Below are 26,700 nucleotides of genomic sequence, written 5' to 3'. Positions count from 1 at the left end.
ATCAAGGCATAATTAAAGAGCAGTTTTACGACTTGCTCAGGTCAAAACAAAAGACACCTGGGTTCGGCGTCTACTTAATATATTCTATCTTCACTGTAATGTGGTTCGTAGGGCTTACCTGTCTTTAAAGCGATCCGCATTAATTCATTCGGGTCACCATCACTGGCTAAGATTGGAAAGCTGACGTTGAACTTAGCTTCATAAGCATCCATCAATTCAGCTTCATTCATGTGGTCATAGTCTTTATTTTGCATGGCTATTCTCCTCATTGATATCCTTAACGATTTGCTCATATATCTTATACGATTCAGGGAACCATTCCTTGATTTGAGCTAATGACCTTGGGTTATTGACCGTAGCTGATGTACATTCCGCAAAGAATTCAGCTTCAGTCATCCCGTTAGTCCCTTTCAAACTCTTAGTAACCCGACTACTCCAATAACCTGGTCCATGACCAAACCCAAGGTTCAAATGTTCTGGGGTTGAACCTTCGATCATATCGGACACATCGGAATATTGATGCCAGTTGGTCGAATCGCCACGAATGGCTTCCTTTTTCCAGTTTGCTTTGGTAAACAAATCACCGTATTTTTCATACAAACCATCCGTAACCTGACGAGCCTCAGCCCGTAATGAAGCAGCTAGATCATACTTAGTCTGACCAGACGCTTGATAGGTCTTCTCAATTGGGTATTCCTTAATTCCAGTCTTCAAGTAGCGTTTACTTACATATTCCATGCGACGTGTTGGGTCAAAGTCAATGGCATGGGCAAATTCATGAAAGACCGTGTCAATGTTGTTCCGACTTGGGTGGTCAGCCGATTCAATATCATTTGGATTGAAATGAATCCTACCTAATGAATAATATGACCCACCCTTGCGATCCACTGAATCAATCACAAACTTATCACGATTATCGTAATACAGCCGTTGCATCTCTTCTGGTGCTTGGGCAAGATGGTCAATAAACATTTGGGCACCGTTAGGAGTCAACTTATTCAGCTTGTCCCTTGTGTCCACATTAAGTATATCATCTAAATTGATTGAACCCTGCTTAGTTGGCTTCTCACCATTGACCATCTTTTGCCACTCATCAAAGGTCATCTGCTTGATAGGCTTAGCCTTGCCCGTTTCTGGGTCACGACTCCACCGCTCGTCAGATTTAGGGATGTCATCCACGACAGGAACCGTTGTGCAACGGCAGTGCGGATGGATGGGCGGGTAGTTCTCACCAGGGATGCGTTTCTTAACGGGGAACTCTTTGCCATCGAGTTGGGCACAGATGTGACAAGTGTGAGTTTCTAGCGTTGCCATGTACTCGTACTTCTCTAACCCTTGTTCTTCGTAGCCTTTAAACGTGGCTTCTTCTTGCACATGACTCATCTCAGTGATGATCAGTCGGTGGATGTCCTTGCGCTTAATGTCATTGAAACGGGCATGAAACATCCGTTCAATGCGTTGATGAGAATAACCCAGCAAACTACCGCGAAGTATCGAATCCATCAATTGGCTGGGCATCTCATCACGGTAATTGCGCCATATCCGTTGGGAGAAGTCCTTGCCATCCTTAGCCCACGGACGACTGACGACCATGCGAAGTTGTTCGGGACTGAACCGAGCAAAGTTACCGTTGATACTAGCGGTCTCGACCTGCAGATTGTACAGCGTCCGCATATACGAATCAGTGTACTGGTCCTGCAATGCGGTGCGCATCTGTTCAGTACGACTGCCGGCAAAGGTCGCCGTGTGTTGTCTGAGTTGTTGCTCCAATGCTTGCAAGCGTGCGATACGGGAACGGTAGTATTCGGAGTTCAGTTCTTGGTCATGACCACCGGCTTTAGCCTTGGCTTCAAACTCATCTAAAGTCATCTGCCAGTGCTTCGTGGAGATACCACTAAGGATTTTTTGCGCTTCTTCCTTCGAGATACCTTCGTTGTTCGCATAGCGCGTGTAGTAAGTGTCTAATTCGCCATGTAACTCACGATACAAGCCGTTTAACTCTGGTTGTAATGCTCGTTCATACTCAGCCGTGTTCTTCAACTGACGGGCTTTTACGGTCAAATAACGGTTCTGCCAATACTGCTTATTCGGTAGGCTCATCATCCTCACCGCCATTCAGTCCGTTGAGTACATTCGGATCAGCTTCGTAACCATCTCGTTTGACGATATCATCACTGCGGTCAGCGAGTTCTTGTTGCCAATCATCCACGAGCGGATTGCTCTTAGCAATGGCTTCATCACTAGAATACTGAGCCACGGTAGCAACCTTCTGCGCATTCTCCAAATCATTTTGAATAGCTGTCCGTTGCCAAGTCTGCGTAATCTTACGACTATCAGCATCCGCCACACCGAGCCACTTCATGATGGCCCGAATGAGTTCAGTCAAAGCATCCCTGAAGTACGCTTCAGTCATTGATGCTTTAAGTTCCAGATGCGAATACAACATCTTGATAGCAGCACCTGAAGCGTTGTTGATGAGAAATTTAGTCGGGTCAATTCCTTGACCATGCACGAAGATGTCGGACTTAGTGACTTCCATCAGGGAGTTCCGAGCATCAACGGGAATGTCGATAGTTAGTTTATCTAGCCCAGATTTATCACCCGTCCCCATTGATTCAAACTTAACGGCCTTGTCTTCCTTCAAGGCTTTCTTGAACTCACTGAGTGACTCACCACCATAGTTAGTGAGGATGAGGATAACTTGTTGCACGTCATCCACATCATTGACAAAGCCATTGTAGACATCATCAAACACATCAATCAGACCCTTGTATTTATACAAATCTGGGATGCGGTACTTGTTCTTCGGAAACTCAATGAAAGGGATGCGCCCAAAGTCATGCTGATACACATTGCCCTGTCCCATCTCCGCCCCTGTGGTCACGTCATAGTATTGGAACCGTGTGGCATATGGCTCTAAGTCAGCATAGCCAGGTTTTTGCGAACGAAAGACGGTGACATCCTTGTCTGTCCAGTATTCGTGGACGGTATATTGCTTGCCACTATCAGGATCTAACTGGTCGTACGTTCTCCGCACGGCTAGAAGCTTCTGGTCTAAGTCACTGGAATAGATCGGCGTCACTTGGTCAGGTGGCACGATACCATAGCGGAACTGTTTGTCCGCATCTAACCAGTAATGGACCCAAGCCACACCTGCATTAGCAGCATCCACGACTAACTGATTCAAACGTAAGGGGAAGTTGTCACCCAGCGTATCGTCAATATTGTCGTTGAGTTGCTCATCTTCAACATCAATCTGTGGCCTATCAGTGGCTAAGTAACCAGCCTCCTGGTCAACTAACAATTGGTGGAAATTAGAACTGACCCGATTATCTGCTGACCGCAAAGGTTCATCCTTAGCCTTCTTATCAAGTTTGGATTCACCGTTGTTCTTCGAGGTGATATCGTTACGGTTCAAGTAATACCTAACTGACGTATCGAAGCGCGCGTTAAATGCGTTTCGTCGCATGTCGGTATTTACTAATAATTGTTTCATGGTTTTTACGTCCACGGTACGAAGCCTCCTCTCTTAATGCCCAGCACTGCGGCATTATCAATAATTAGATATTTAAATGCGTCACAGGTATGGTCATTTTCTTTGATAACTTTAGGTTTATCTGATTGGATCGTTTTCTCATCCCATTGATACTGGCGATGTTGCTGAATGAATATCTGATTAGCAGGAATATCCAAATAAAAGACACGACCTTGAGCTAAGATGTTAGAGACGAAGTCGATCATATCCGCTTCGTCAGTCTTAACCACGCCGTGCCAATGCAACCCAGCCTCTTTAACGAACTCATTTCGTAACGCTCCTTCGGCTGAATCAATGGTGTATTTCAAGACTGGTACTTGATACTGTTCATTGACCTTATCAATGAACTCCTTGATCTCCGGCACCAAGTCACTCGGTGCTTTCTTATAACTCTGGTTCATTGGTGAGTAGTAATAAGTATCTAGCAATATCGTACGGTTCTTAGCCGTGATACCCACCGCTAAACAGGTAGTTGCTGAATTCATATGCCCAGCATCAATGGCATACGCTACTTTCTGAATGGGGTCATCACTCGGCAACTCGGTCAAGGGATGAAATAGGTTCATGTTGTACACATTTGTCCCCAAGCCAACGGCTTCACCAAGATACAAGTAACGATAATAGTCATAATCATTTTCTTTGTACGTCTCGATAAGTTTCAATTGCTGAGGCGTGGTTACTCCTAGCTCGTCATCTAAGTAACTGGATGAATCAATGAAATAATCAGGGTCGCCCCGCTTATCATCCACCCATTCATTGATCCAATCGTACGGGTTCTTTGGTGGGTTGTACGAATAGAATATCGGTACGTAATCGAAGTATTCTGATTTCTGTCGCAAGAAGGTGGGGTTAGTTTGGTCAAACACTTCGGCACTTTTGAAGTTCGCCGCTTCTTCGTACCATAAGGCAGCAATGCGTCCAATCGTATTAGACTTCAGTTTGAATGGGTCATCCACGCCATAGAAGTAGAACGTGCTCTTGGTCCGTCGGTGAATGATCCGTAATGGTGACGTCCGAAACATGAACTCATCCGTTAAATTCAACATGGATAACGCCCACGTAATCTGGTCATAAACGGAATCACGTAAGTACGTAGCATTCTCACGCAGACACACGATATTGATGCGGTGATTGAGCTGCGTCTGTTTCTTCATCATGACCACGAGCTTTAGTGATATCGTCGAGGACTTAAAACTACCACGGCCTCCACGTGCAATGATGTACGGACAATCAGTATTCCATAACGTTTTGAAATGGGGTTGGACAGCTTCACTTAATTTAATTGTCTTGGTCAGTGAAGTCATCTTGGATCACCACTTTCTCTGCCATGTCTTCAGGATGGGTCATTAACTTAGCGTTGTACTCAGCAATGTCCGCTTCTGCCTTGGCTTTCTTAGCATCCGCTTTAGCTCTATCGTGCTGGGCTTCTAGTAATTCAGGGTCAGCATCTTGGGTTGCAAAGCCTGCCATACTTAGAATCGTTTGGATAGCTTGCAACCGTACCATTTCAGACTTAGCTTTACTGGCCAAGCGATAGAGTTCTTTAAGTACGTCCGGCACCTTATCGTCGACAAACCTACGACGATACTCTTGCTGAGCTTCGATAAACTTAGGCTCTTTTTTCCATTTAGCTAATGTCTGTCGTGAACGGTTTACAGTTTTTGCAATTTGCTCATCGGACAGCTCATCAGCAAAAAGTAAGGTAATTGCTTTTTGACGTTTAATATCTAATTGCCCAAAAACGCCGTCCCGTAAACTTTTGTAACTCATGTCATATCACCACGCCTCCTTGGATTCGGTTGATTTAATAATGCAGACTGATGGAGTCGAACCACCATGACGACTACCGGTATCTACTAAATAAACCCCAGCTAACTAGCTGAGGTTTTTATATACGTAATACAATTTCTTATCGGATCGGGGATTTTTTATATTTGGAAAACGTCTTCCCTTAGCCATTTTCCATACTACCAATTTAGTTCAGATTAACCCTCAAAAACGGAAGAAAAACGGAAGCGTTATAAGCCTAGTTCTTTGGCCACGGATTCAAAGAACCGATTTCGTCGTTCTCTAACTGCTCGGTCAGAGAGATAGACTTTTGCCGCCACACCCGCAATGGTTAGGTATTGATGTTTTTGCAAGTACAATTCTTTAATGATCAGATTAGTTGTATCATCGGAGGTGTCCAAACATTTCTTGACGGCAATCGCATGTCTCCGTAAATTATTTAACTTGCGGTCTTCAGATAAGGTAATTGCCATATCTTCAACGCCCGTGTTCTGTTTGAACTGAGCACGGCCACCGCCAACATTTTCATCCTTGAATTCTTGGAATTGATTCATTAATTCATCTTCCCGCTCTTTGATATAATGGTCTGTTTCAGGATAGTCCGAAATAATCTCAGCGATATAATTAAATAATGCTTTTTCCATAAAATACTCCCTTACTTAAATAAACGAATTGCTCCCTGTGGTATATTCTGCCAACTCCACCCTTGCCATTTAAAGGGATGCCCAATATCGGCCTTAGTGATGTGGTCACCGACCCTAAAGTTAGGTACCTCATCCACGTGATAGAAGTACAGAAACTTACCGACTAGGTAAATCTCGGTGGCCTCATCAACCATCGCCCAGTGAGCATGAACTATAACCGTCATAGAAACACCGCCAATCCCAGTAGCACCCCCACGAAGAGGAGGACGGCCAGCAGAGGACTGGTGTAACTGATACCCATGCAGATGAGGGCGAGAAACGTGATCGTCACTCCGGCGATAACCATGCCTGCCAACGTCTGCCATATATAATATTTTGATTTTGCGTGTTTCATAGGCACCGCCCACACATTGGGCAATAATTGATACTTGCCACTTCATCTGCCACCATGCCAGAATCATAAAAAATAAGTAGTTTATTTCCATTGATTGAAACACCAGTTTTTTTATCTTCGGTGATATCCTCACCATGCTGGCAATATGGGCATGTTTGCTGTGTTAAGATATCGATCATTTATTTGTCGTCCTCCTCGACTACCTTGCCTTTTAACTCTTTAATTAATTCACCAATTTCATACAGAGCAACTTTTACTCCGTCATTCATTGCATCGGCACGAATCTGATTTTCATCCTCCAAATCATAATATTCGGGAACAGAGTTTGTTTTAATATCATTAATAAGGATTTGCTCAAGCTTTCTAAGCACCCTTTCTTCTCTAGTCATCTTCATCCTCCGTAACTACCTCGCCTTTGAAGTACTTTTGAGCGAATGCTAAGTACTTGTTATCTAAAGGGACAAAAGATTTGTTGTTACCAATGCTCAGTTCAAAATACAATACATAATTACCATCAGCTAACTTAAAGCCTTGCTTAGGATCTTCTACTTTATAGCCATCTATCACAGCTCGGACTGCCGTTTCATAGTTATGGTATATCCATTTCAGAGCATTTCTATTCTGTAACTCAATGGGGTCTGGAAACGCGGCCACATTGTCATATACGGTGTTAATTATCGAAATCACACTGATTTTCCTGTGAATGTCATTAAGGGGTAAACTGCATTTACTCCGTAACCACTCTGCAAATTCCGTTGGTACTTTAACCTTTTCAGTCATCTTTTAACCTCCTACCGACTCTGACGCCCCACGTTTGATTGCCGAACCGCTTGGCTCGCGAATTGATGTAGAACCGGACGGTTTCATTCTTAACCTGTAACTGTTCCGCCACTTCAGCTATCGTGCCAGAGCATAATAGCGTCTGCCCTTTGTAAATATCGTAGACAGCCTCGAAACCAGACGGGCCTAACTTTCGCACGACGCCCTTGACCACCGAAATAGAAATATCTAACTTCTTGGCGATTTCCCCGTTACTTTCGCCAGCTAAAAATAGCTCCTTGATCCGTTCGTTACGGGAACCCGTCAACCGCCCATCTTGGCGGTTATACTTGCGCGTGATTTTGCGAATCGCTGCTAACCCTGGATAGTCATCCGGAATCTCGGCCACCGAACCATACACAGAGTCAGCAGCCACCGTTTGCTCCAATTGCCTGACTAACGTCAATAATTGTTGGTCAACCATATCCATGTCACCACCTACTATTGGCATAGCGCCGATTGCGAACCACTTCCACGGATATATTTAGCACGTTAGCAATCTCCATGTCAGTCAGGTCGTGTGCTACCAGTAACCCGATCTTGCTGTTCAATGCTTTATTCTCTGGGTCTGGATGGCCACTCAATTTATGCAACTCGGCCAACCGAATATCAGTTGGTGGCACCTTACTCATTGACCCGTACTCCCGCTCTAATTCATTAACTAATTTCATTAGATTCATACTATCGCCCCCTATGGCTATTCAATTAACTTGATTGCATCTGCTACACTCCTACATACGCCATAAATGACGGGATATTGTTCGATAAATTCCGCGAATTGTTTCTGGTCGGCTCGTAAACGGCCTCGTTCGTTCTTAACTTCGATAAAAATCATTTTGCCATCGCTCTTTCGGAACCCGCAGAGATCAGGAAAGCCCTTCGGCAAGCCGGTATCAAACCACCGACCATTTTCCATCTTTACTTTGCCAACATTGGCCCTGAAAATAGTACATCCACGAGATGATAAGGCGACGCGAATGTCGTTTTGAATCTGATGTTCTGCTGTCAGTTTCCTTACCTCCTCTAATGACGCCTATCGTGACACTAGGTGTCACGCGTCAAACCCTTGATATAACTGCATTTATGGCTACTAACTACCCAAAATATGACGCTTTTCGACGATTTTTCCTATTAACTATATATATTTATGTTTATTTTTTTTTTTTTTAAGGGGTATATAGATATACGTCATATATGACACTAAAATAGTTAGAAAGCCTTACGCACCATAGCGTTAATAGCAGTGACACCTTATGTCATTAAGCGTCACTTAAAAATTGTATTTCTTATGGTTTTGATTGGATTTTATTTTAAAACCAATAAACCCCCGTTCTTGGTTAGTGCGATAACGCTCATACCGATTACCAAGTTCACGATTCAATTTATTCTTGCTCATATTCGTACCGTGGATGTGTTCCCACTCATCCCAAGCTAGGGCAATATCCGCAAACGACGTGCGATATGATTTATCAAACACTGCCGACTCAGACAAGAATTGGCCCACGGTATCCATTTCCCCACGATAGCTCTCTTTTTCAGCTTGTACTTGATGAGGCGGGTTTAAACCATCTTTTTGATACATCAACGCCCCATCAACGGCCCAGTTGAGAATGCCATTGCGTTCTCTAAGGAGCTTATCGGTTAAAGAAGTATCTTTTTGAGATTCAGGAATACTAGCTAGGAATGGGATAAATACTAACCGGCGCCAAATACCATGATCCATCCCGCGGATAATGGGTTTATTGTTCGTAGACATGAATATCGTGCCAGTCGGCATAAAGGTAAACGGCTCCGCGTATAACTTCTTAGCGGTGATTGCTTCCCCACCAGTCAGCCTTTTGATTAAAGATTCTGATAACCGCGCACCATCTTCAGTTTCTGACGTGGCTACAAAACGTGCTCCTTTCATCTGAGCTAGAGTGGATAACGTGGCACTATCAGCCGTACCGTATTTATTAACCAATAAAACTTCAGGTTTGATATTGATGGCATAATCACCAAACACTTGCCGTAAAGTTTCGACAAACACCGATTTACCATTGGCCCCGTTATCGATATCACCTTTACCGTGTAAGACAATAAACAGTTGTTCCTTCATCGTACCGGTCAACGCGTAACCGACTAGCTTTTGCATGTACTCGATCAGCTCATCATTGCCCAAAAATATCTGGTGTAAGAACTGTTGCCAGGCATCAGCTTCTGCCGTGGGTGAATACTCAGCTTTGGTGATTTTCGTGAAATGATTTTTATAAGTCGTTTCATGTAACTCTCCATTGGAGAGGTCAACATAACCACTCTGGGTATTGAGGATATTCAACTCTTGATCAAATTCCTCTGGCGTTACTGGTATCAATTTTTCGATTTCTTTGAGCGCCGAAGTTTTACCAGCATTCTGCCGCGATTTGCGAATAAACTTACCACGGGCTTGTTGGGCGGCTTCTTCATCGTCCTCTTTGCCAGGGATCGAATGGAGCGGTTCCTCGGCTAATTGGTCAACGACCTTATCAAATAACCGTGCAACCACGAATTTATTGTCTTCGTTCCAAATTTGCCCATCAAAATACATGAATTTGCGGTTGATGGTGTCATACTTGGCAATTTTATGGAATCGGTCATAGAATCGTTGCGCATTACCGGTGTCATCATAGGAATAGATTTTGGCCTTAGCTTTCTTCTGACGTGGCTGATTGACTCCTGGAATCGATAAGTAAAAATCATCTTTCGGTTTATCTTTAGGCTGATACGTGTGCGTCGTGTCCGCAATGGCCTTGTTTAAGATACCCACGCCATAGGTGGTTTTACCATGTTTCTCGTCGTATTTATTGCGCATCAAACCAGAACTGCGGAAGATATCATCCATCTTGGCAAAATCTTTGGCGGTCCAAAAAGCTAAGTCATTAGCAAAAGCGATATCCGCTTCTGATTGGCTTTCGTACAAACCTGACCATTCACCTCGATATAAACGGATGAACCGCTCACCACTTTTGCTGTTAGCGGCTGCTTTGATGATCTCATTAGTCGATAGGTCATTGATGCGCGGTGGGTTCACTGGAGTAGCCTCAAATAAATCAACCACCTTATTTTCAGGGGCGATATATTTTCGATAGAGATAGTCCACGCTAACTTCCCGAATCAAACTATTTTTGGGATTTCCAAAGAAATTACCCGTAAACGCAAAGAAGCGACCATTTTCGTACATTTCACAGTTTTTATGACGCCGCTTATCGCCAGGAATCTTGCCCTTGACGATAATATGAATTCCTTTGCCGGATAAGGATATCTCGGTGTAACTATTCGTATGGTTCATAAAATCGCTAACGATGTTATCTGAATCCCCGTGGGTGTACTCTTCGATCTCATCCGAAACGTTATCCACGTCAATGCCGATGTACGGCGGTTTGAAATAAAAAGCTAAGCCGTCTAGGTGCAAACGGCTAACCGCCGCTACGGCGGTATCAAAGTCTGTCCAAGTTTGTTCATCATTACTTTTGCCTCCTCTACCGGTATGGGGGTCAATCGGTATCTTGGTATATTTTTTGCGTTCAGGCTTCCAGATTTTTTTGAAACATCCCCAACGGGTCAATTTTTTTAGTTCAGTTGGGACCTTTTCATACATACGCGATTAACCTCCTGGTTAAAATGGCATCTCTTCATCATCAATGGTGATCGCATCATCCGTATTCTTAGTTGCTGATTGAGGTTGCATATCGGTTGGCCATTGGTGTTGAACGTCTGGGTAATGCGTTATGCCCCACCGTTTAACATTCAAATTCTCATAGGTCTTACCTTTGTAATCAGACGTTTCGTTTTTGACCCGTACCTTCAATGGTTTGCCAGCCATATCATTCATGAATTCTTCAAAAGAATTGTATTGTTTACCGTCATTCATACCGGCAGCTTTTGCCACTTGGAAAATCATGCTGTCTGGATATTCCCCAGTTTGTTTATTCCGATAGACCCGATAAAAGACGTGGGCATTTTGAAACTTTTGGTCAGCGATATCATTGCGAATCACCATATCAAAGTTGACATATTCAGAACCCGTATTAGGGTTAGCACCCTCCTCAACTTTGCTGATCAATACTTCATAATCACCATCTTGCACGTTAGTATCACTAATTTTTGAATAATCGATTTTAAAACTCATTGTATTTCCTCCTAGAAATTAAATAATTTAGTTGTTGGTTGTTGGTGCTTTTTCAATGCGTTGTGATAGGAAAACATCACTCTACTGACAGGCATTTGCAAATGGTCCGCAAACGAAACTAATTCCGTTTCCGCTATCGTTGGTTCTTGGTCTAACCGAATATGCAACGCTCGTTGCATCGGATATTTGACATTTGCTGCGCCAGTTTGTTTCTGAGCATCTAACACTTGGTAGATCGTCCACAATGAGCGTTGTCGTCTTGGCCGTTTATTAGCCAGTAGATTGAGTCGACCTTGCTTGGTTGCTAGGTCCACTAATTTAGCATCTTGAACCCGTTTACTGCCATCACGGTCTTGAGGCAAGACGGGCTTTTCACGGCCACACTCAGGACAAATCTTAATCATCCGGTGGGTCTCTTCATTCGTGGATGTGATCCATTCATCACTATAAAAAGTGGCATGACAGAACTCACATTCTGACACTGTTCGGGCTTTAGCCGACTTTGCCCGTCCTTCTAGTGACCATTCCCAGTCATTGTCGGGTAAGGCGCCAAACTCATATGCATTAGCTACCTGATCAATAATGATGGCTACTTTGCCAGGCCGGTACCGCATCCCGCGCATAGCTTGTTGAATGTAGATGACTAATGACTTAGTCGGCCTTAATAGCATCACAACTGGCACTTCAGGGATATTGAAGCCTTCTGAGATAAGGTCCACATTGCAGAGAACTTTGATTTTGCCAGCTTTAAATTCACTCATGATTTGATTGCGTTGTTTAGTCGGCGTTTGAGCATCTACATGAATTGCGTTGATACCATGCTTTTGGAACTCTTCAGCATAAAGATTGGAATACTCTACGCTATGGGCATATAAGACCGCCTGCTGGTCGTTAGCTAATTTTTGGTACTTCTCTACCACATCACCGAAAACGGTCTTACTCATAGCGTTATTGATTGATGAGCTAGTGTAATCACCAGTTGAGGAACGCTTCAATTTGTTCCGGTCAACGTTGCTGACTGAATAATATTTGAAGGGGGCTAAATAATGATGCTCGATCAACCATTTCACCGATTTGCCCGTTACCATCTCATCATAGATTTCCCCTAGTCCATTGCCGTTCATTCTCCACGGAGTTGCGGTAAATCCTAACCGCACCACGTCAGCATAGTAGTCATAGATTTGTTTGTACGTCTTAGCCAAACTATGATGAGATTCATCCGTGATAATTAGATTTGGCTTGGGGATTTTGCCTAGTCGATTTCTGACTTTGATGACCGTCATAATCGTGCAATGATGCAAATCGACATCTTGCTGTTTGAATGAAGCTGTAATTTGGTCAACTAATTCTTTCCGGTGGACAATGAACAAAACTTGTCCGCCTTTCTGCACTGTTCGCCGTGCAATTTCAGCAATTATGACTGACTTGCCAGACCCTGCTGGACTGACGATACAAACCGATTTATTGCCATCAGCGAGTTTACTTCTCGCTTCGTTGACTAATTCTTGTTGATAAGGATGAAGTTGAAACATGAATATCATTCACCTCTTCTACCAAACTCAAACAACTCTTCCACTGGTGTAGACGTCCTTTGGTCAAGGCGGTTTTTGGCATAGATCGAGTCATTGCCTTGTAAGATAACGCCCCGACCGCCGGTTTTGGGATTGATTACCAACCGGCCAACCACATCGCATAATCCCAACATGCCATCAAGTACCGATTGGCGAATCTCAGGCGCGTATTGATTGAACTTCTGCCCGTTCTCCGTGATGATCTCCCGTTGGTTTTCCCAAGCGGTGGTCAATACATTGATGGGCAACATATAAAATGTGGTCATGATACGAGCAAAGTAATTCGTCCACTGCGAATAGTCTTGCAATTCATTGGAGATACCATTGTGTGAATTACGACCTTTTTCAACGAACCAATCCTTTTCAAAACTGGAAACATTATCGATCACTAAATTGTCGTAACCCTTGATATTTTCTTCAGCATGACGAAGGAACTCTTCAATTTCCTCTTCTGGTTTCGTTCGGTCAACTTCGTAGACGGTCACGTTTTTTGCGCCAGCTAAAACTTTGGCGGAATTATCTAAATCTAAAACTAGCGTTTTACCAGTCAGGTGTTTTACGGCACTAGTTTTACCGGTTCCTGGCTTGGAATATAAGATTACTCGCCAGTTTTTGGTTCGTTCTAAATCAGTTGCTTTGATAATCTTCATAGCCTCACCTCATCGTTAAACTTTCGTTGTTTTGTAACCTAGCCCCAGTCACTTCTTCCCCCGCTTGAATTGCTTTTTTGATGGCGGTCTTATCGACTTTGGCCGGTTGCGGGATGAGAAATTCATCTGCTAATTGCGATTCATCCACGAGTTCGACTGCGGTGGTCTCTTTGATGCTGAAACTAAACATTGGTGTTTTAACTTTAGTTTGGCCAATCGCATTCAAGCTTTGCAGTAATGAATCTTTAAGGCAAGCTAAATTGTTATCCAACGTTTTCTTTTTCCCTTGTAACCGTTTGATTTCCGTTTTTAGTTCCTCGATATCGGCTTTTGTCTGGTTGATAACTTGACCATAACCCTGAAATTTATGCTCAATGTCATCCTGAAGACCCGTAGAGGCAATCGTATCTGCCACTAATTGTGGGTCATCAGAATCGATTGCGTTTAACAACGCTTGATACTGGTCAGTCAATTCATATAAAGTTGCCATTAATAAAATCTCCTAACTTACTTTTTTCGTAATCTAACAGCAGAAACTCGCTCTCGAGGTAGTCAACATCAGAGACCGCTGTCACTCCAATTAACCGGTTGATCACTGTGATGCGGTTCTGTGTGACTTCAACGACTTCATCCATTGCAGTAACCTCTTTTTTCGGGTACTATTAACCTGAAAAATGTTTTTCTGAAAGTTTTTCTTGCCTAGCGGTTGCCCCCGCTGGGCTTTTTTAATGACCTTACTCATCTACTCACCCCCCTTTCATTTCAGTCCTTCAGCCCGATTAGCCATAACTTTACGGTGATAATTCTCAGATGCTTCCTCATCAAAATACGCATCTTCCAGTTTCAAATCTTCATCAGGTGTTTCAATAATGTGGTTGATTTCATTGATTTCGTCCGGATATAGCTCAACCAATTCGCCATTATTAACTAACACGTTAATTGCTTCATAAAGGCTCATGTGTGTGGTCACGAACGTATCTCCTTCCGGCATGACTTCGTACATCATGCCAACCAATTTCTGAACATTCATGTAGCGATTAACCTTTTCGATTTGTTCCACGGTGTATTTCTTCTTCATTTAAATCAACTCCTTAATCAAACCAGTCATGTGGATTTTTAATCATCTCAATTACCATGTGGCCAAAGCCAATCACGATCACATACCATATCCCCCAACTGATAACATTCCACATCTCTCATCACTCCTTATCCGTCCCAGGGATTTACTTTTTATAGCTTGCTAAGAATGAATCGATATCGTGCTTATCAATCAAGGCACCGGCGGGTGTCATGGTTACTTTTAGTCCTAGGTCAATGAATTTATGGAGCGTATTGTATGAACCAATACCCATATATTTCATGGCCTGCTTGTAACTTAAATACCGTGGTTCCACTGCCTGTTCCATGTTGATCACCTCTATTCATTATCACGACGTTCCTCAATTTCAACATTCTTGATGCCATATGCAATGAAGCGTTCAACAATCTTAGTAATCGACAACCCTGTGTCGTGCTTCAAGTCCAACAATTGTGCATGTAAGTCGGCATCTATATTGACCAATCGGGTGTTTTTAACTTCTTTCTCCTTGTATAGAACTAATCTTGGTTTTGCCATGTTGTTTCACTCCTAACTTGGTTGCAGGTTTCGATAAATAGCTTTGCTAAAATTCATATTGATCGTTAACTTCCATAAGCTTCACTGTGTCATCTAAAACAGCTTCGCGGTCAACCAACATTGCGGGGGTCATCTCGCCTTTCTTCACCATTTTTTGGCTAGCCGTATCTGGTTGAGATTGCTTTATTTGCCACCGTGTTAGCTTTGATGAGGTTAACTCTTACTGGTCGTTTCAGCCCATCCTTCTGGTGTTGCTTATCCATCATGCGGAATACCTCAAAGCCTTCTAAACCGGTGGATTGACGCAGTTGCTTAAAGACGTTGAAGACCCACTTTTGAAATTGCTCCGCTTCAGACTTGTGACTATTAAAAATCGCTTTATAAATTCCAAACTCCGTTAACACTGTCATTGACTGGTTTCCACCAAGGGTACTCACTTTTTGAGTGCCCTTATACTTATCGGGAATGTGTCGTAACATATTGCTGGCGTCACGATAATCTAATGCGCTCGCAATGTCGCTGGATACGCCCCACCACTCACCATCAACTTCCACAAATCGAATTTGATGACCATTCCAATTTTCGATTTTCATAAATCACCCCCTTTCGTTCCTATATAGGAACCTAAATATCAAAAAAAGAACAACTGGAAATTTATATTTAATGGATAAAAACCTAGCCTCTGACAATTTGAAATCCGGACCTGTTCCGTTGAGCTTTTTGTTGATGTAATTATCGGTAGTGCCAAGTGACAACGCAAAATCATGTTGCGATATTCCATTTGCAACCATCCAACCTTTGAGTTCGTTATACGGTGCTCGCTTCCGCTCGGTTTGAATTGACATAATTTACCTCCTTTCAAGTTCCTTTATAGGAACATACACAGAATAAGCTCTTTAGTGGAACATGTCAACATAATTGTTCCTATGTGGGAACTTTTGTGGTATATTGTATGTATCGAGGAGGAATGTCCTATGTTTGCCCAAACGCTTAGAGATATACGCTTAGAACACCATTTGTCACAACAAGAATTAGCTGATAATTTGAATAAAAAATATAATAAAAAAATTAGTAAATCAATGATATCCAGGTGGGAAAATGGTACAACAGATCCTCAAATGGATTATGTAAGAATGCTAGCTGGCTATTTTCAAGTAGAACCTGAGGATTTGATGGATGTTGAAGAATCACCTAATTTAAACTCTAAAACATCTGAATATCGAGCAATTCAGCGAAAAGCCAAGAATTTGTCCACAAAGGATCAAAGAAAATTGCTCAATATTATGCAAGTTACATTTGATAATCTGAACGATGGGGCTCTTAAGGATGATGATAAGGATGACGACATTTAATCCAAACTATGAAAAAGCTGAGCAAGAAGCATACCACGTACTAGAAATGCTAAAAATCAGAATTCTGCCTATTAAAATGAAACCTATCATACGGATGTTTAAAAATTTGCATCTCGTTACTTATGATTCGTTTGCAAAAAGTAATGGCCTTTCTTTTCAAGAGGCAGTTAACACAGCTGATAGTGAAGATGGGGCGCTTTGGTACGACAGCTCAACCGATACTTACATTTTACTTTATAATAATCGAATCAAAAATAAAAAAAGAGTCAGGTTTACGTTAGCACACGAATTAGGACACTATATCCTAAAACATAACGAACTCACTCACAAAACAATTATATCCCGTTACTCTTTAGCAAAAAATGAATACGATTGTTTCGAAAAGGAAGCAAATTATTTTGCAAAAAGACTACTTGTACCTGTTCCTATAATTGCTCAACTCATTGAATTTCATGACAATCAAATCAGCTCCAAAGATGTTGAATATATTTTTAATGTTAATCAAACACCAAGTGACTTTATAATCAACGATCTGGTTAAAAGTCAAAAACATCGGCATAACCCTGTCAAGACTACATTGTCACAACAATTTTATCTATATACGTGGGGAATAGGTAACACACGAGTTTGTTCAGCGTGTGGTTGTTTAAACAACAAAACATCCCAATACTGTCGCTGGTGCGGAAAAACTTTATCAGCAGTTCCCAAGCTTTCACTTAATTATGATTTTGATAAAGACTGGAGTAATTACAATATGGCTTACAACCAAATTCAAGTTAACGAAAAAAGCATTGCATTGACTTGCCCTAATTGTGGAATCGACAATACTCTGCAATCGGTATTTTGTGTGCATTGTGGGACGTGGTTACAAAATGTATGCACAAAACTGTTCTTAACCGACTATCTTAATATGAAATCTGACAAAAGCTCCGAAAATTATCAGGTTTTAAACAACATCTCCTCAGAACAAGGATTGTATGACGGTGCAAAATTACTAAACTTAGTTATAGATGCTTACAGTAATGGAAATCCTTTCGCCTCTTCTAACAATACTGATTTAGAGTTTGCTCCTGCTAACGCACGTTTTTGTCCTAATTGTGGATGTATAACTAGTTTCTTTCTACAAGATCTTTTAGTACCTGTCGAAAATGAACAATCCCAAACAGTTTCTGACGAATTACCATTTTAATAAATCGTCCAAACACTGAAGACATTAAAAGCTGATAACTATTGGAGGGATTCCATATGAAGAAAGTTTTAATTTTAGGGGTAACATTGTTAACCGGCCTAACTCTCACTGCCTGTGGAAGCACAAGTAGCAGTTCCAGTACTGATGATAAGAGTAGTTCTTCAACTACTCAAGTAGCCAAAAGTTCTCAAGAGTCTTCAAATGAAACTAAGGTTCCTGCGGAATACCAAGTTGCCCACGAAAAAGCTGAAAACTACGCTAATACTATGTACATGTCAAAACGCGGTGTATACGCTCAACTCACTTCACAAGCTGAGGGATTTAAGGCAAAACCTGCTTTGTGGGCAGTTCGACATTTAACTGATGTTGATTGGAATGCAAATGCGCTCCAAAAAGCTAAAGATTATCAAAAACAACAATCCATGTCGTCAAGTGCCATTTATAATCAGCTGACATCAAATTATGGTGAAAAATTTACTCCTGCACAGGCCAAATATGCAATCCAACATCTAAATAATTAAAAGCACATCCCCCATTCACCAAAGTTTAGGATGTACCAGATAAATCTATTCAGGAGTACAAGAAAGAAGGTGAGGCCGTCAAAATTCCTTTTAAGTCCGTCCCAGGGTAGAAAGGAAAACAAATGACAACTATTAAAAAATATACTGATAAAAACGGTGATACTAAGTATCAATTTCAAATCTATGTAGGCAAAGACCCCCGGACAGGTAAGGATATTCGTACCCGTCGGCGTGGTTTTGACACCAAAAAAGAAGCCCAACTCTCCCTTTCCAGACTAGAGCTGGAAATTGAAGAACGGGGCTTGCAACAACAGGATAATTCTAAATTTTCTGATATCTATGAACTGTGGTTCACGCAGTATCAACAAACGGTCAAAGAAAGCACCTGGGCAACTACCCAGCGTATCTTTGACAACCACATTCTACCAGTTTTTAAAGATTATCGCATTACTAAAATTGATGTGCCCACTTGTCAGCAAGCCTTGAATCCATGGTTTAAAGCGGGTTTTAAGAAATACCACACCTATCTCAACTATGTGGGCATGGTCATGGAGTTTGCGATTGGTATGCAACTAATCCACGACAACCCTACTCAGCACGTAATCATCCCTAAGAACAAAACTGATTATGAACGAAAGAATTTAGAGAATTACTATGACCGTGACGAATTGAAACACTTCTTTGATTGCCTACAAGATGATGCTATCAATCCACAAGCATACGTATTCTTTCGACTAGCGGCTTTTTCAGGGATGCGTAAATCGGAAATGCTGGTTTTGACGTGGCAAGATGTGGACTTCGTACATCACACTATCAGCGTCAATAAGTCCCAGTCTAAGGGTGATAACAACCGGCTATTGGTTCAGTCACCTAAGACGAAGCGAAGTATGCGTACGGTCTATTTAGACTCCAAAACTATGCAGATACTTCATGACTGGCAACATCAACAAAAAGAATTCTTGCTGGCTCAAGGGTTCAATCAGATCAATTTAATTTTCAGCAATGAAGAAAACCAAATGTTTCAACCCACGAAGCCTAGAATTTGGCTTCGTCATGTGATCGAACGTTACGACCTAAAACCGGTCACAGTCCATGCATTTCGCCACACCTATGCCACCTTGCCTTTGCATCTGGGGCTAGTATCAAGTCTGTTCAAGAACAACTTGGCCACTCGTCTTATAAGACCACAATGGACATCTACACGGCAACGACGAAGCAAGAACAAAATGAAGCCACTCAGAAACTAGCTCAGTATTTAGGCTTCTAAATTTGGCTACGTTTTTGGCTACGTTTTATGTGAAAACCAGTGACAACCCATGACAATAAAAAAAGCCAAAATCGCTCTACAACAACGATTTTGACAACTCATGAAACTTCATGAAACCTATAAGTTGGGTATACTGGGCTCGAACCAGTAAATTACGGATTCAGAGTCCGCTGCCTTACCAATTTGGCGAATACCCAATGAAATATTACAACTAAATATTCTAGAGATTTTTAAGCAAAAAGTCAACAGGAATATTGATAATATTGGTGTTGACAATCCTTCCGATTTTCGATAAGATATTTAAGTAAGTTTGATGACATTGCCCGCTGGTCAAACTGGTTTAAGACGTCGCCCTCTCAAGGCGGAGTTACGGGTTCGAGCCCCGTGCGGGTGATAAAGCACTATAGAAGCTGATATACCAAGGTATATCGGCTTTTTTGTTTTCTTAGATTTTGTCCGGATCAACACAGCTTTCCGAGGTTAGATTACCTAAACATTGCACCCAAGTTACATTTTCATTATCACAAGCTTATCTTTATAGAATCTTAAGAGTTAGTGAGATAATGAACCTGTATTAATAGGGGTGATATTTATGAAACGGCTATTAGCATTCGGGGTGCTTTTGAGCTTAGCGGGTATGCTAGCAGCTTGCGGACAAACGGGGACCGTAAGCCCAGCCCATACAGCAGACGCTAAGACAGAAGTAAAAGGCTTAAAACTTCAAATTAAAATGAAACACACTAGAACTAAAGTAAACCGCAAAAATTACCAACAAATTAAAGTTGGATCGGTGAGTAATGGTGTTGGTGGTACTACTGAAAAGCAAGTTATTGCTTTATTAGGCAAGCCATCCGTCCAGTCAAAAGCAAATATCTCTGGAACCAATCACAAAACGACTCAACTATCTTGGCGTAACGTTTGTCCCACCTTCCACTCATCATTTGTGACTATTCAATTAACTGATAATAAAGTGGTAGCAAAATCATACGCCGCCAGTAAAGTTGGCAGTCCTAAAATTGTTTCTGCTAAGCAAGCAAAATCAATAAAGATTGGTAGCCAATACGTTGATATCTTGGCGAAATTAGGAACCCCGAACGGCGAAGCTGTCACCGGTAGCGGACCGTTTCAAATAAGGGAGATAACCTATCTGACGAGCAAGCAAGGAAATGCTGTTAGTTTCGCCTTGACTGGTAATCAAGTTATCAACAAGATCAGTACTCAAATTAACTAAAAGGAACCAACTCGAAATGAGTTGGTTCCTTTTTAGCTACCTATGAAATTAAAGGCGTTTGTTTAGCTCATCGCCAATTTCTTCAAATCCTGGTTTGCCTAGCAAGCCAAACATATTCTTCTTATATGCTTCAACCCCTGGCTGATTAAATGGATTGATTCCGTTCAAATAACCTGAAATAGCAATTCCTACTTCAAAGAAGTAAATCAAATAACCAAGTGAGTATTCCTTCTCATCTGGAATATGAACAGTCATAACGGGAACTCCACCATCGGTATGGGCAAGAACTACACCTTCATACGCCTTAGTGTTAACCCAGTCCAATGACTTGCCCTCAAGGTAGCCCAAACCATCTAGGTCCTTTTCAGCTGAAGGAACGGTAACGTCAGCATTTGGAGTATCAAGCTTAATCACAGTTTCAAACAGGTTTCTAAGCCCTTCTTGGATGTATTGACCAAGTGAATGTAAGTCAGTTGTAAAGTTGGCTGAGGATGGATAAATTCCCTTTTGGTCTTTACCTTCTGATTCTCCAGCAAGTTGCTTCCACCATTCGGCAAACATTCTTAAATTTGGCTCGTAGTTTTCAAGGATTTCAGTAGTGAAGCCCTTGCGGTAAAGGATGTTTCTGTACGCAGCATATTGATATGCTGGGTTCTTAGTTAAGTCTGGATCAGTGAGTTCGTTTTGAGCATCCCTAGCACCAGCCATCAAGTCATCAATGCTAGCACCCGATACTGCAATTGGTAATAGTCCCACTGGGCTAAGAACTGAGTAACGGCCACCAACACCATCAAGGATGACAAATGATTCCCAACCATTAACGTCGGCTTCGCGTTTCAATGCTCCTTGTTTCTTATCAGTAGTTACATAGATTCTTGAATTTGCTTCCTTTTCACCGTACTTGGCAACTAATTTCTCACGGAAAATTCTGAATGCAATTGCAGGTTCTGTTGTTGTTCCAGACTTTGAAATAACGTTAATTGAAAAGTCAGCATCACCAACATAGTCTAATAATTCACTCAAGTATGATGATGACAGTGAGTTTCCTGCAAAGATAACTTGGGTATCATCCTGATTTCTAGTGTAGAAATTATTGTGCAACACATCGATTGCCATTTGGGCGCCAAGGTATGAGCCACCGATACCAATTGCAATCAAAAACTTTGAATCCTTACGAATCTTAGCAGCAGCCTGCTTAATTCGGTCAAACTCCTCATGGTCATAGTTAGTTGGTAAATCGAGCCAGTCGCGGAAATCACTACCTGCACCGGTTCCTTTTCTAAGTTGTTCATCAGCGGCATTAACCATCGCTTGCATTTCGCCTAACTCATTTTCATGAACAAATTTACCTAATTTTGATGTATCAAAGTTAACATAAGCCATAATTTACTTCATCCTCAGCTTTCAATTGTATTTTCGTCACCTTGCTGACTTTTTTCATTATCCTCATCAGGAAAGATGATCGTAAAAGTTGTACCCTCATTTAATTTAGACTTAACAGATATCTCGCCACCATGCTGTTTGACCAGCTGGTGAACAATCGCAAGTCCTAGACCAGACTCCCCGTATTTACCACTTCTTCGGGAAGCGTCGGCCTTATAATACCGTTCAAAGATGTTCTTCTGTTGCTCATCAGTCATCCCAATCCCTGAATCCTGAATCCGAACGATAGTTTCATTATACCCTCGTTCCCCAATCAGAGTAATGGTTCCATTTTCAGTAAACTGAATTGCATTGGTCGTGATATTGACCATAATTTGAACAAATCGATCATAATCGGCGTAAATTGGTAACTCTTTAGGGGCATGAATATGAATCTCGTCCTTAGCTAACCCCGACTTATTGCTTAGCTGTTCAACAATGTTTTCAAAAACATCGTGAGCGTTGAAATGACGCCTGTCCAATTGAATAGAATTGGTCCTGATCTTCTCATAATCCAAGTTTTCATTAACCAATCTAATCAATCGTTGGGTTTCGTTACTCATCAAATCCAAACTCTGCTCACGTGAATCCTCGGGAATTACATCATACTTAATTCCCTCCAAAATTCCTGAAATCGTAGTAAGTGGAGTTCGCATTTCATGCGCTGCGTCAGCCAAAAACTCTTGTCGTCGTTCCTCTTGTCGCTGAATTTCCTGCTCCCCTTTTTGAAGGGACTCAGTCATATGATTGAAATCACCAATCAACTCATCGATTTCATCTTGGCCCTTAACGGGAACTCTAATGTTGTAGTTACCATTAGCAACTTGATTAGCCACGCTTTGGAGTTGACTAATTCGGCGATTCAACCTATTTGCAATAAAGAAACTAACAATCATCGCCATAATAAGTGCGATTCCCAATCCAGTAATCAAGTTACGATTTATCCGGTCAACGTTCGAATTAACATCCGAAATAAAGGAACCAGCAACAACCGCCGCTACCAATTTTTTCTTGTAATAGTAAGGCTTCAAAACCTCAATCATCGCAGGACGGGTCTTCCCGTTTGGTAGCTTCGTTGACTGACTAGAAACCTTTCTCACAATCTGGTCTTTTTGGAGATGAGACCAATCTTTCTTGGAGATTTGAGGAGATAACCCGTTGCTTGGAAAAATCACCTTATTCTTTACATTGAACAAAGTAAAATGGACAGATTGATTTTCCAGCAGCGATTCACTTATTTTAAGAGTCTTTTTGTTAAACTCAATTTTTGAATTTGCAGTACTGCCTTCATTGTTTACGATCAGTGATTGTTGAATCAAGCTGTCTGAATATTTTTCCAACCGTTGCCACGTTGTGTCGTACACAAATGACTTAGTGGTTCGTGAAAATGAAAAACCTAACAGCAAGATGGTAAGAGCGATAACCGTAAAGAAGGCCAGCATCTGCTGATAAATCATTTTCATTCTTCAGAATTCACTTCGCTATCGTCAAATTTATAGCCAACACCCCAAACAGTTTGAATGACTTGAGGGCCAACTTTTTCAATTTTTTGTCTTAATTTCTTAACGTGAGCGTCAACTGTTCGTTCGTCACCGTAGTATTCGTAGTCCCAGACTAACCCTAGTAATTGCTCCCGTGAGAACACTTGACGTGGTTTTTGGGCTAATGTTTTCAGCAAATCAAATTCCTTCGGCGTTAAATCAGGAATTGCCTTATCATCCAAGTAGGCTTCGCGCGTACTAGTGTTGAGTTTAAAGTGATCAGTTTGAACCAAATTGTTGTTTTTAGAACTTGAAGATGATTCCTCACCCCCACCACCTTCAGTATGAACACGCCGTTGTAAAGCTTTAATTCTAGCAACTAACGTAATTGGTGAAAATGGTTTAGTAACATAGTCATCAGCCCCCATCTCAAATCCAATGACTTGGTCACTATCAGAATCTCTAGCCGTTAACATAATTATTGGCACGGATTCAGATTGAGCCCGAATTTCTCTCGCGACTTCCATTCCATCCTTTTTAGGTAAGTTCAAATCAAGGGTGATAATATCCCAATCATCGGGCGATTCATTAAATTTATCCATGGCCTCATCGCCATCGTACGCAAAAGTAACGTCCCAATCTTCCTTCTGGAAAAACATGGACATCATTTCAGATACTGATTTATTATCTTCAATCATTAACAACTTCATTATTCTACCTCCCGCGGATTAATAGCTAATTGCCTCAACCCTGCGATTTTGCCAGTGCTTTTTTAAATGGGTAGTCGATATCGACTCCAAATGACCCGTCCAAGGATCATTGTAATAAAAGATTTTCTTATTAAAGCCTATCAAAACAATTAAGCTAGTCTTCAGATTATTAACACCAGCAACCTTCAGAATAACGGGTCGCCGTCTCATTATCTGGTTCTCAAGTTGCTTGAAATTAGCTCTTCGCAAATCCTTTATCGAGTGGGTGGCATCGATAATGATATGACTTAAGTCAGCTAAACTATCATCATTTTGATTCCAATCACCTATTTGATTCTTAATTTCATCATCACTCAAGTTTGCCCCAGCACTTTGAAGTACCATTTGTAGAGCTGCAACCTGATTGTCCAAATCGGTTTGTGTCTGCTGTTTCAAAGGCGGAATGGCCAAACGTCTAAATGTTTTCTTGACGTTCTTCTTGGGTAACCATCCCTCAAAGTTATCGTATTTAAAATGATACCAAGCTTGCTTGTTAAAAAAGTTTATTTTATCAACCAACAAATCTTGATTCCAAATAGTCTCTGGTAACTTTATCCGTTTGAGCAAGGTGTCATCCGCGTCTTCAATATCCTGGAGATACCACTGTTCGCCGGGAATTGAGCCAAGCCGAATATAAAACGGATGTGGTGTTTCGCTAGCAATTGATGTCTTTTTCATCTTTTCACCCCATATATATCCATTCTACCAAGAAAATGCTTAACTTGCTTAAAAAGTATTAAGCTTGGTATCATTATTTTAGATAGTTCCAAATTAAATATGTAAGGACGGTACATCCATGTATAAAGGAATTGCATTTTTCGACCTCGATCACACTTTACTCAACGAACAGACAAAGGTTGATGACGAAGTAGCTAACGCAATGCACCAATTACGAGCTAACAACGTCCTCCCAGTGATTTCGACTGGCCGTAACATTTTCGAGATTACAACGATTTTGGAGAGAACCGGAATCGATTCAGTTGTGTCTGCAAACGGTAGTTTCGTTACGTTTGAAAGCAAACCAGTTTATGAAGCAGTGCTAGACAATTTTAAAATTCAAGAATTTATGGATTATGCGAAAACATTTGATGACTCGGTAACCGTTTATTCAAACGAAGATTACCGCATCAATATGGTTAACGAAACTGTTAAGAATAATTATGCCTCAATCAACACTCCCGTTCCACCAGTTGGAACTGAGGAATTCATGGCCAACAACAAAATTTACATGATGGTGGTCAACACCGTTGGGCACGATGACGATTATATCAATAAGTACGACGGTGTTTTCACTTTCTTCCGAAACACGCCGTACAGTATGGACGTTGTAGCTGCCGGTGGTTCCAAAAAACGAGGCATCATCGAACTTGTCAAAAATGCCAAACTTGAAGGAGTTCCTACGTACGGATTTGGTGATGGTAACAACGATATTCCGATGCTTGAACACGTAGATCACCCAGTAGTGATGGGTAACGGGCTACCTCACGTTAAGGAATACGCTGAGTTTATCACCACCAACAATACTGATCATGGTATCGTTAATGGTCTAAAGCACTTTGATCTTATCTAAATCGCTTTATTATACTGGATTAGTATGTTAAAGTATTAATGCAGTATTTTGGGGTCGTTAAGGATTCGACGGGTATAGGTCGAGCCTGGATTGCGTTTCGTGCGGCGCCACGTAAAACCGCCCAGTTTAAATTATAACTGCAAAAAATAATAACAATTCTTACGCTTTAGCTGCCTAATAAGCGCTTAACGTAGATCCTCCTAATCTCGTCCATGGGTTAGATCTGGGTCCTAAATTTAGTGGACTTACGCCGGTTGCTCACACCTGAAGTGGACGGAAGAGACTAATCAGGTTAGCTATTTATGAGTGCCTTGATTTGCGGCGTTTTAAATAGCTAATTTTAAATAGTAAATCTATGAACGTAGATATCTAGGTGCCGATATGCTCGGACGCGGGTTCGACTCCCGCCGACTCCATAAAGTAAGTTTCACAAGTTGTCATGGGTTGCCAAAGGGCCGATATAACGCGATTTTGTGATTTGAGAATTGTCACTGATTGTCATATATTGTCAGAAAAAGTTAGCCAAATTTTTAAATACCTGGGCCAGATTGAGAAGTTAGCCAATTAATTTGGCTAACTTTTTTATTTCTTGAATTTACAATTTAAGTGCAATAGTGACTAAAAAAAAACCCATAGCTGGATTCCTGTAAAATGATGTTTGCGAAAACAATCATGAAAGGAATCTAGCTATGAGCCACTACAAGCATCTTACCATAGAAGAACGTGAAACTATATTCTTAATGAATCATCGAGGT

Annotated in this window: 32 protein-coding genes, 2 tRNA genes and 1 other RNA gene; 8 read left to right on the top strand and 27 right to left on the bottom strand. The window is 41.5% G+C overall.

Annotation, left to right across the window (positions count from 1 at the left end; genetic code table 11):
* Positions 1–74: 74 nt before the first annotated feature.
* The 22 genes from QOW94_RS08480 to QOW94_RS08375 form a co-directional block, all read right to left on the bottom strand.
* Positions 75–254, bottom strand: a complete 180-nt coding sequence (locus tag QOW94_RS08480) for a hypothetical protein (protein ID WP_283679942.1) — start codon at positions 252–254, stop codon at positions 75–77.
* Positions 244–2,100, bottom strand: a complete 1,857-nt coding sequence (locus QOW94_RS08475; RefSeq protein WP_283679941.1) for a minor capsid protein — start codon at positions 2,098–2,100, stop codon at positions 244–246. The genes QOW94_RS08480 and QOW94_RS08475 overlap by 11 nt, the downstream gene beginning before the upstream one ends.
* Entirely contained in the window at positions 2,084–3,511 is a 1,428-nt protein-coding gene (locus QOW94_RS08470; RefSeq protein WP_502867263.1) for a phage portal protein, read from the bottom strand. The genes QOW94_RS08475 and QOW94_RS08470 overlap by 17 nt, the downstream gene beginning before the upstream one ends.
* Positions 3,502–4,839: a PBSX family phage terminase large subunit gene (locus QOW94_RS08465; protein WP_283679939.1), complete on the bottom strand. Its 1,338-nt coding sequence runs from the start codon at positions 4,837–4,839 to the stop codon at positions 3,502–3,504. The genes QOW94_RS08470 and QOW94_RS08465 overlap by 10 nt, the downstream gene beginning before the upstream one ends.
* Positions 4,814–5,305: a phBC6A51 family helix-turn-helix protein gene (locus QOW94_RS08460; protein WP_283679938.1), complete on the bottom strand. Its 492-nt coding sequence runs from the start codon at positions 5,303–5,305 to the stop codon at positions 4,814–4,816. The genes QOW94_RS08465 and QOW94_RS08460 overlap by 26 nt, the downstream gene beginning before the upstream one ends.
* 248 nt (positions 5,306–5,553) lie before the next feature.
* On the bottom strand, positions 5,554–5,967 hold the full coding sequence (locus QOW94_RS08455) for a DUF722 domain-containing protein (protein ID WP_283679937.1): 414 nt from the start codon (positions 5,965–5,967) through the stop codon (positions 5,554–5,556).
* 11 nt (positions 5,968–5,978) lie between these two features.
* Positions 5,979–6,452, bottom strand: coding sequence for a hypothetical protein (locus tag QOW94_RS08450; protein WP_283679936.1), 474 nt, complete (start codon positions 6,450–6,452; stop codon positions 5,979–5,981).
* Positions 6,453–6,540: 88 nt separating this feature from the next.
* Positions 6,541–6,750, bottom strand: coding sequence for a hypothetical protein (locus tag QOW94_RS08445; protein ID WP_283679935.1), 210 nt, complete (start codon positions 6,748–6,750; stop codon positions 6,541–6,543).
* Complete coding sequence (locus tag QOW94_RS08440) at positions 6,743–7,141, bottom strand: DUF1642 domain-containing protein (protein WP_283679934.1); 399 nt, start codon at positions 7,139–7,141, stop codon at positions 6,743–6,745. The genes QOW94_RS08445 and QOW94_RS08440 overlap by 8 nt, the downstream gene beginning before the upstream one ends.
* Positions 7,134–7,631, bottom strand: a complete 498-nt coding sequence (locus tag QOW94_RS08435; RefSeq protein ID WP_283679933.1) for a transcriptional regulator — start codon at positions 7,629–7,631, stop codon at positions 7,134–7,136. Before QOW94_RS08435 ends, QOW94_RS08440 begins: the two co-directional genes overlap by 8 nt.
* Positions 7,612–7,875 (bottom strand): acyl carrier protein, encoded by a 264-nt coding sequence (locus QOW94_RS08430; RefSeq protein WP_283679958.1) that lies wholly within the window; start codon positions 7,873–7,875, stop codon positions 7,612–7,614. The genes QOW94_RS08435 and QOW94_RS08430 overlap by 20 nt, the downstream gene beginning before the upstream one ends.
* Before the next feature lie 2 nt (positions 7,876–7,877).
* Positions 7,878–8,189, bottom strand: a complete 312-nt coding sequence (locus QOW94_RS08425) for a VRR-NUC domain-containing protein (RefSeq protein ID WP_283679957.1) — start codon at positions 8,187–8,189, stop codon at positions 7,878–7,880.
* A 261-nt stretch (positions 8,190–8,450) separates the two neighbouring features.
* Positions 8,451–10,796 carry a phage/plasmid primase, P4 family gene (locus tag QOW94_RS08420; RefSeq protein WP_283679932.1) on the bottom strand — a complete coding sequence of 782 codons (2,346 nt, stop codon included), beginning with the start codon at positions 10,794–10,796 and terminating at the stop codon, positions 8,451–8,453.
* A gap of 18 nt (positions 10,797–10,814) precedes the next feature.
* Entirely contained in the window at positions 10,815–11,327 is a 513-nt protein-coding gene (locus QOW94_RS08415) for a DUF669 domain-containing protein (protein WP_283679931.1), read from the bottom strand.
* A gap of 11 nt (positions 11,328–11,338) precedes the next feature.
* Positions 11,339–12,868, bottom strand: a complete 1,530-nt coding sequence (locus QOW94_RS08410; RefSeq protein WP_283679930.1) for a DEAD/DEAH box helicase — start codon at positions 12,866–12,868, stop codon at positions 11,339–11,341.
* Entirely contained in the window at positions 12,865–13,548 is a 684-nt protein-coding gene (locus QOW94_RS08405; RefSeq protein ID WP_283679929.1) for an AAA family ATPase, read from the bottom strand. The genes QOW94_RS08410 and QOW94_RS08405 overlap by 4 nt, the downstream gene beginning before the upstream one ends.
* A gap of 4 nt (positions 13,549–13,552) precedes the next feature.
* A complete protein-coding gene (locus tag QOW94_RS08400) occupies positions 13,553–14,038 on the bottom strand; it encodes a siphovirus Gp157 family protein (protein WP_283679928.1) in 486 nt (161 codons plus the stop codon).
* The gene (locus tag QOW94_RS08395) at positions 14,022–14,183 is read right to left on the bottom strand and encodes a hypothetical protein (RefSeq protein ID WP_283679927.1); all 162 of its coding nucleotides are present in this window, start codon (positions 14,181–14,183) and stop codon (positions 14,022–14,024) included. Before QOW94_RS08395 ends, QOW94_RS08400 begins: the two co-directional genes overlap by 17 nt.
* A 122-nt stretch (positions 14,184–14,305) precedes the next feature.
* Positions 14,306–14,626, bottom strand: coding sequence for a hypothetical protein (locus QOW94_RS08390; RefSeq protein WP_283679926.1), 321 nt, complete (start codon positions 14,624–14,626; stop codon positions 14,306–14,308).
* Between the two features lie 145 nt (positions 14,627–14,771).
* Positions 14,772–14,954, bottom strand: coding sequence for a DNA-binding protein (locus tag QOW94_RS08385; protein ID WP_283679925.1), 183 nt, complete (start codon positions 14,952–14,954; stop codon positions 14,772–14,774).
* An 11-nt stretch (positions 14,955–14,965) separates the two neighbouring features.
* Positions 14,966–15,163, bottom strand: a complete 198-nt coding sequence (locus QOW94_RS08380; protein WP_283679924.1) for a hypothetical protein — start codon at positions 15,161–15,163, stop codon at positions 14,966–14,968.
* Between the two features lie 158 nt (positions 15,164–15,321).
* Positions 15,322–15,756 (bottom strand): BRO-N domain-containing protein, encoded by a 435-nt coding sequence (locus tag QOW94_RS08375; RefSeq protein ID WP_502867262.1) that lies wholly within the window; start codon positions 15,754–15,756, stop codon positions 15,322–15,324.
* 381 nt (positions 15,757–16,137) lie between these two features.
* Here QOW94_RS08375 and QOW94_RS08370 point away from each other — a divergent pair, with 381 nt between their 5' ends.
* From QOW94_RS08370 to QOW94_RS08355, 4 genes are all read left to right on the top strand, one after another.
* The gene (locus tag QOW94_RS08370) at positions 16,138–16,515 is read left to right on the top strand and encodes a helix-turn-helix domain-containing protein (RefSeq protein ID WP_283679923.1); all 378 of its coding nucleotides are present in this window, start codon (positions 16,138–16,140) and stop codon (positions 16,513–16,515) included.
* Complete coding sequence (locus tag QOW94_RS08365) at positions 16,502–17,704, top strand: ImmA/IrrE family metallo-endopeptidase (RefSeq protein WP_283679922.1); 1,203 nt, start codon at positions 16,502–16,504, stop codon at positions 17,702–17,704. The genes QOW94_RS08370 and QOW94_RS08365 overlap by 14 nt, the downstream gene beginning before the upstream one ends.
* Before the next feature lie 56 nt (positions 17,705–17,760).
* Positions 17,761–18,225 (top strand): Ltp family lipoprotein, encoded by a 465-nt coding sequence (locus QOW94_RS08360; protein WP_283679921.1) that lies wholly within the window; start codon positions 17,761–17,763, stop codon positions 18,223–18,225.
* A 122-nt stretch (positions 18,226–18,347) separates the two neighbouring features.
* The gene (locus QOW94_RS08355; RefSeq protein ID WP_283679920.1) at positions 18,348–19,472 is read left to right on the top strand and encodes a tyrosine-type recombinase/integrase; all 1,125 of its coding nucleotides are present in this window, start codon (positions 18,348–18,350) and stop codon (positions 19,470–19,472) included.
* A 144-nt stretch (positions 19,473–19,616) separates the two neighbouring features.
* Here the strand turns inward: QOW94_RS08355 and QOW94_RS08350 are convergent.
* Positions 19,617–19,689, bottom strand: a tRNA-Gln gene (locus QOW94_RS08350).
* Positions 19,690–19,812: 123 nt separating this feature from the next.
* Between QOW94_RS08350 and QOW94_RS08345 the strand changes: the two genes are divergently transcribed.
* Positions 19,813–19,886: transfer RNA gene (locus tag QOW94_RS08345), tRNA-Glu, on the top strand.
* Between the two features lie 198 nt (positions 19,887–20,084).
* A complete protein-coding gene (locus tag QOW94_RS08340) occupies positions 20,085–20,723 on the top strand; it encodes a DUF3862 domain-containing protein (protein WP_283679919.1) in 639 nt (212 codons plus the stop codon).
* 48 nt (positions 20,724–20,771) lie between these two features.
* Here QOW94_RS08340 and QOW94_RS08335 read toward each other — a convergent pair whose 3' ends face one another.
* From QOW94_RS08335 to QOW94_RS08320, 4 genes are read right to left on the bottom strand one after another with little or no spacing between them, the layout of a single operon-like run.
* Complete coding sequence (locus QOW94_RS08335) at positions 20,772–22,106, bottom strand: glucose-6-phosphate isomerase (RefSeq protein WP_283679918.1); 1,335 nt, start codon at positions 22,104–22,106, stop codon at positions 20,772–20,774.
* Positions 22,107–22,120: 14 nt separating this feature from the next.
* Positions 22,121–23,608, bottom strand: a complete 1,488-nt coding sequence (locus QOW94_RS08330) for an ATP-binding protein (protein WP_283679917.1) — start codon at positions 23,606–23,608, stop codon at positions 22,121–22,123.
* The gene (locus QOW94_RS08325) at positions 23,605–24,336 is read right to left on the bottom strand and encodes a response regulator transcription factor (RefSeq protein ID WP_283679916.1); all 732 of its coding nucleotides are present in this window, start codon (positions 24,334–24,336) and stop codon (positions 23,605–23,607) included. Before QOW94_RS08325 ends, QOW94_RS08330 begins: the two co-directional genes overlap by 4 nt.
* 18 nt (positions 24,337–24,354) lie before the next feature.
* Positions 24,355–25,053, bottom strand: a complete 699-nt coding sequence (locus tag QOW94_RS08320) for a C39 family peptidase (RefSeq protein WP_283679915.1) — start codon at positions 25,051–25,053, stop codon at positions 24,355–24,357.
* Between the two features lie 118 nt (positions 25,054–25,171).
* Here QOW94_RS08320 and QOW94_RS08315 point away from each other — a divergent pair, with 118 nt between their 5' ends.
* Together QOW94_RS08315 and ssrA are read left to right on the top strand one after the other, a co-directional pair.
* The gene (locus tag QOW94_RS08315) at positions 25,172–25,945 is read left to right on the top strand and encodes a Cof-type HAD-IIB family hydrolase (RefSeq protein WP_283679914.1); all 774 of its coding nucleotides are present in this window, start codon (positions 25,172–25,174) and stop codon (positions 25,943–25,945) included.
* Positions 25,946–25,995: 50 nt separating this feature from the next.
* Positions 25,996–26,364: a transfer-messenger RNA gene (gene ssrA / locus QOW94_RS08310) on the top strand.
* The last annotated feature ends 336 nt before the right edge of the window (positions 26,365–26,700 follow it).

Source organism: Lentilactobacillus sp. Marseille-Q4993 (assembly GCF_951230165.1).
Taxonomy (GTDB): Bacteria; Bacillota; Bacilli; order Lactobacillales; family Lactobacillaceae; genus Lentilactobacillus.
Note: the sequence above shows the minus strand (reverse complement) of the source record. Positions and strands in the feature narration are given on the sequence as shown.